Annotated in this window: 7 protein-coding genes; 1 reads left to right on the plus strand and 6 read right to left on the minus strand. The window is 35.3% G+C overall.

What is annotated here, in order from left to right:
* The 6 genes from ppa to BHECKSOX2_RS03015 all read right to left on the minus strand — a co-directional run.
* The coding region (ppa, locus tag BHECKSOX2_RS02990) for an inorganic diphosphatase (RefSeq protein ID WP_139682474.1) at nucleotides 1-477 on the minus strand (477 nt) is incomplete at its 3' end.
* A gap of 100 nt (nucleotides 478-577) precedes the next feature.
* Nucleotides 578-871, minus strand: a complete 294-nt coding sequence (locus tag BHECKSOX2_RS02995; RefSeq protein WP_139682392.1) for an ArsR/SmtB family transcription factor — start codon at nucleotides 869-871, stop codon at nucleotides 578-580.
* 52 nt (nucleotides 872-923) lie between these two features.
* Nucleotides 924-1,667 (minus strand): elongation factor-1 alpha, encoded by a 744-nt coding sequence (locus BHECKSOX2_RS03000; protein WP_139682475.1) that lies wholly within the window; start codon nucleotides 1,665-1,667, stop codon nucleotides 924-926.
* A gap of 16 nt (nucleotides 1,668-1,683) precedes the next feature.
* Nucleotides 1,684-2,091 carry a rhodanese-like domain-containing protein gene (locus BHECKSOX2_RS03005; RefSeq protein ID WP_139682393.1) on the minus strand — a complete coding sequence of 136 codons (408 nt, stop codon included), beginning with the start codon at nucleotides 2,089-2,091 and terminating at the stop codon, nucleotides 1,684-1,686.
* 74 nt (nucleotides 2,092-2,165) lie between these two features.
* Nucleotides 2,166-2,576: a rhodanese-like domain-containing protein gene (locus BHECKSOX2_RS03010; protein ID WP_139682394.1), complete on the minus strand. Its 411-nt coding sequence runs from the start codon at nucleotides 2,574-2,576 to the stop codon at nucleotides 2,166-2,168.
* Nucleotides 2,560-2,829 (minus strand): DUF3579 domain-containing protein, encoded by a 270-nt coding sequence (locus BHECKSOX2_RS03015; RefSeq protein WP_139682395.1) that lies wholly within the window; start codon nucleotides 2,827-2,829, stop codon nucleotides 2,560-2,562. Before BHECKSOX2_RS03015 ends, BHECKSOX2_RS03010 begins: the two co-directional genes overlap by 17 nt.
* 398 nt (nucleotides 2,830-3,227) lie before the next feature.
* On the opposite strand from BHECKSOX2_RS03015, the gene BHECKSOX2_RS03020 reads away from it, so the two are divergent.
* Nucleotides 3,228-3,896: transposase (locus tag BHECKSOX2_RS03020; RefSeq protein WP_180323633.1), on the plus strand; the 669-nt coding region annotated here is incomplete at its 3' end.

A 3,896-nucleotide genomic window follows, 5' to 3' on the forward strand; every position in this document is an offset into this window, starting at 1 on the left:
GTCACCCCAGCCATCAATCTTTACCCATTTACCCTCATCAAGGTCTTTATAGTAAGTGAAAAAATGCTCAATTTGATCTTTAAGCGTTACTTCCACATCATCAATGCATTTAATATCTCGATAAGATTTGCAGAGTTTGTCAATCGGCACTGCCAAAATCTTATAGTCTCTGCCTGCTTCATCGGTCATTCTTAAAACGCCAATAGGGCGCACCGTAATCACCGAATCGTGAATCAGAGGATAAGGCGTAATCACTAGCACATCTGCAGGATCACCGTCATCGGCTAAGGTTTCTGGTACAAAACCGTAATTGCATGGATAAAACATTGGCGTTGAGATAAATCTATCAACAAACATCGCACCTGTTTCTTTGTCAATTTCATATTTGACTGGTGATGACTGAGCGGGTATTTCAATAATTACATTGACTTCATCAGGTATATTGCCTGCTGATACGGGTTTTAAACTATTTTGCATTTTATTCCTTATTTTATAGAGCGCCTTTCAGAGTACGCCTTTTAGTTAAATTAAACACCTGTTGCTAAAAGTCCACCAACAAGCTACCTTACATTACTCTTCAATTTTTAGTGCAAAAAACCACCTCTACACTGGCAATAAAGCTTAAAATCTCTGCCTTTTTTATCTTGTATAAAATTTTATTGTTATCATGGTATGACGCAACAATCTCATTTTTTTTAAGAATGATAAGTGATTGAGCGATGTTAGAACGAGAAGTCCCGACCTGTTTTTGAATGTTGGCTACCGACAAACTATTATCACTTAATGCCCTTAAAATTTTTAAACGCACTGGACTTGCGATTGCCTTTAAAACCTTTGCCACTTTATCACTGTTTTTTTCTAAAAACTCCATCTTAATTTAATACCATCATTACTATATTGTTATTCAATAATCCAGTCATTACCTACTCGTCAAACCAAGTTTGTGTATTATTATTTTTGCTCTGACGCCAAGGCATAACCCACATTTGATAAAGCGAAGTAGAAAGCATAATGGCAGAAGCAAGACTATAGCCAAAACCGCCAATAATAACCAACCAAGCAAAGGCTGGATCAATACGCGTTAACCACCAAGCGCTAATATCAAGTATTAAAAAAGCAAAAGGGATAAAAATAATGATTGCTTTTATCCCTTTGTTAAAACCAACACTTAACGAGAATATCAGTCCAACAAAAAAGAAAATAAAGGCAATGCCAAATAAATGAATATGCGATATGCGTGTTAAGCTGGAAATATCTACCGCACCCTCTGTTGCTGATAATCCTTTAATAACCTCAAATTTAGTAATGTTAGGCAACGCTGGAATACTGGTATGACAAGAAGCACAACGCTTTAAAACAATCGGCTGAATTTCATTTTTCCACCTTTGTTGCTCTGCACCATGTTTTACCCAATTAATAATTTTTAGTCTTTCCTTAACAGGCGCCTTGTCTTTCATCGAACCATTTAGTTTGTTTTCTAATTTGGAATTAGAGCGATTACCATAATAACTATAGATCACATCGTCAATAGAGAGCCCAGGCTTACCATCAGATTGACCATGAGTTAACATAATTTGCACGCCAGCCATCATCAACCCTACACCAATCACTAAAATATAACCTGTAAATAAAGCCTTAAGCGACAGTGGAATATTAGATAAATTCATCATAAACCTCGTTTAATTAACATTGTTCCCATGGTAGACCATCATAACACCAGCCATTGATATTACCTCGGTGCTTATTGGCATCTAAATCCCCTTCAAACCCTGTTGTGATATGAGCGACATTTTTAAAGCCTTTTTTGATTAAGAGTTCTCCTGCTTCCATTGAAAGTCTGCCTGCACGACCAATTAAAATAATTTCTGCATCCAAAGGATAATGTGTATCTACCAAAAGTGCGAAGACCGCTTGAGAAAATCGAGTATTAATCCTCCATTCTGGGCCTTCCATCCATGACAATAAAACACTATCAATTGCATGTCCGACAAACTTATACTCCACGGAAGAGCGCACATCCAAAAATAATATTTTGTTGTCTTGCTGTAACTTATCATAGGCTTGTTTAGGGGTTAGTTCAATTACTTTCATTGTTATATTCCTGTTAAATTGAAATGTGATACCAAGGTGGACATTAGACTTATATTTCTATTTTTGCATTAAGGTTAACATTGTTCCCATGGCAGGTCATCATAACACCAGCCATCCAAATTACCGCGTTGCTTTAGAGCGTCTAGATGCCCTTCAAAGCCCGTAGTGATATGCGAAATATTTTTAAAGCCTTTTTTAAGTAAGGCATTACCAGCATCCAAAGAGCGACTACCAGAGCGGCAAATTAAAATAATTTCAGCATCTAATGGGTCAAATCTATCCACTAACAATGCTGATACCGTATGGCAAAACCTAGGGTTAACCTCCCATTCCGGATCATCCATCCAAGGCACTAAAATACTACCTACTGCATGACCAACAAACTTATACTCCACGCAAGAACGCACATCTAAAAATAAAACTTGGTTATTTTGTTGTATTTTTTCGTTCGCTTGTTCTGGCGTCAACTCAATCACTTTTTTCACTATGCCCTCCTATATATTTAATAACAAGATTATTGCTAGTAGCAAAATCTAAAATTTGATTCAGTAGTATTAAATTTGTTTCCTCTAAACAAGTTTTTACCTTAATACCTTTAATGCCATTAATATTAAAAACATGAACACATTGTTTGGATTGTTGAGTGACAGTGTGTGCATTAACTAATCTCTCGGTCCAATCGCTAGGTCTAAACTTAATACCCTTATCGCAGTGTCCGTATACTATAAAATTTTGCATCTGTTCCTTTATAAAATTAGTGGCAGAATTCTACATAACCCAAGGAGGAAAGGTTCTCCGCTCTACCAAACGGATCAACATATAATAATTATCAAGCAATAACCATTCCAACTTTACAATTAATAGATAAAAACAGGTGCCAAAATCCAAAAATAGAACCAAAAAATCCAAAAAATAATTTTCTCACATAAAAAACTACTTTTCAACCAGCCAGTCTATGATTATTACTAACAGTCAACTAATTAGAAGTGTTATAAGCTTGTTCAAACAGTTTTTCATTGGTTTTTCTGATTTTTAGACGAGCGTCGTCCTTACTTAATGGGGCTGTTGAAAATAAAAACCCAAAAAACACCATATTTATAGTAAAATACTATTAATATCAATAACTTAAAAAAATAATGACCACTCAAACAGAAATCATCAACCTAGAAGACTTAGTTCCAACCAACCACCTCTATCGTAAATTCACCAAACTTATTGATTTAGACAAAATAACCAATAAGCACTTAACCACAATTGCTGGTAATAGTAATTACAAAGGCTACGGTATCAACACCCTATTTAAAACATTGTTATTACAACATCTAGAAGATATTAGCGACAGAGCGTTAGAAAGATTCTTACAAGAAAATACCGCTGCCAAATGGTTTTGTAATTTCGCTTTAAGCGATAAAACGCCAACTTATAGTATCTTTTCAAAGATGCGAACAAAAATAGGCACACATCTTTTATCCAAAATTTTTAACGAAGTTAAAAATATACTTAAATCCAAAGGCTATCTAAATGAAGTCTTTACCTTTATTGACGCTTCTCATTTAGTCGCAAAAGCCAACCTTTGGCAAGAGCGAGATTTAGCCATTGCTAATAAATTAGAAAAACTCAACAACACAACGCTACCAAAGGTGGCTTATGACCAACAAGCAAAGTTTGGCGCCAAAGGTAAAAATAAATTCTGGTATGGTTTTAAAAAACACATTAGTGTGGATATGCAATCAGGGTTAATCAACAAAGTTGCATTAACCCCTGCTAACATCACAGATGCCAAAGGTTTAAAACATGTACTACCA

The organism is thiotrophic endosymbiont of Bathymodiolus puteoserpentis (Logatchev), from assembly GCF_900127505.1.
GTDB lineage: Bacteria > Pseudomonadota > Gammaproteobacteria > PS1 > Pseudothioglobaceae > Thiodubiliella.

Coding starts and splice junctions, on each gene's coding strand:
- BHECKSOX2_RS02995 (WP_139682392.1), bottom strand. CDS start 871: ATGGAGTTTTTAGAAAAAAACAGTGATAAAGTGGCAAAGGTTTTAAAG.
- BHECKSOX2_RS03000 (WP_139682475.1), bottom strand. CDS start 1,667: ATGAATTTATCTAATATTCCACTGTCGCTTAAGGCTTTATTTACAGGT.
- BHECKSOX2_RS03015 (WP_139682395.1), bottom strand. CDS start 2,829: ATGCAAAATTTTATAGTATACGGACACTGCGATAAGGGTATTAAGTTT.
- BHECKSOX2_RS03005 (WP_139682393.1), bottom strand. CDS start 2,091: ATGAAAGTAATTGAACTAACCCCTAAACAAGCCTATGATAAGTTACAG.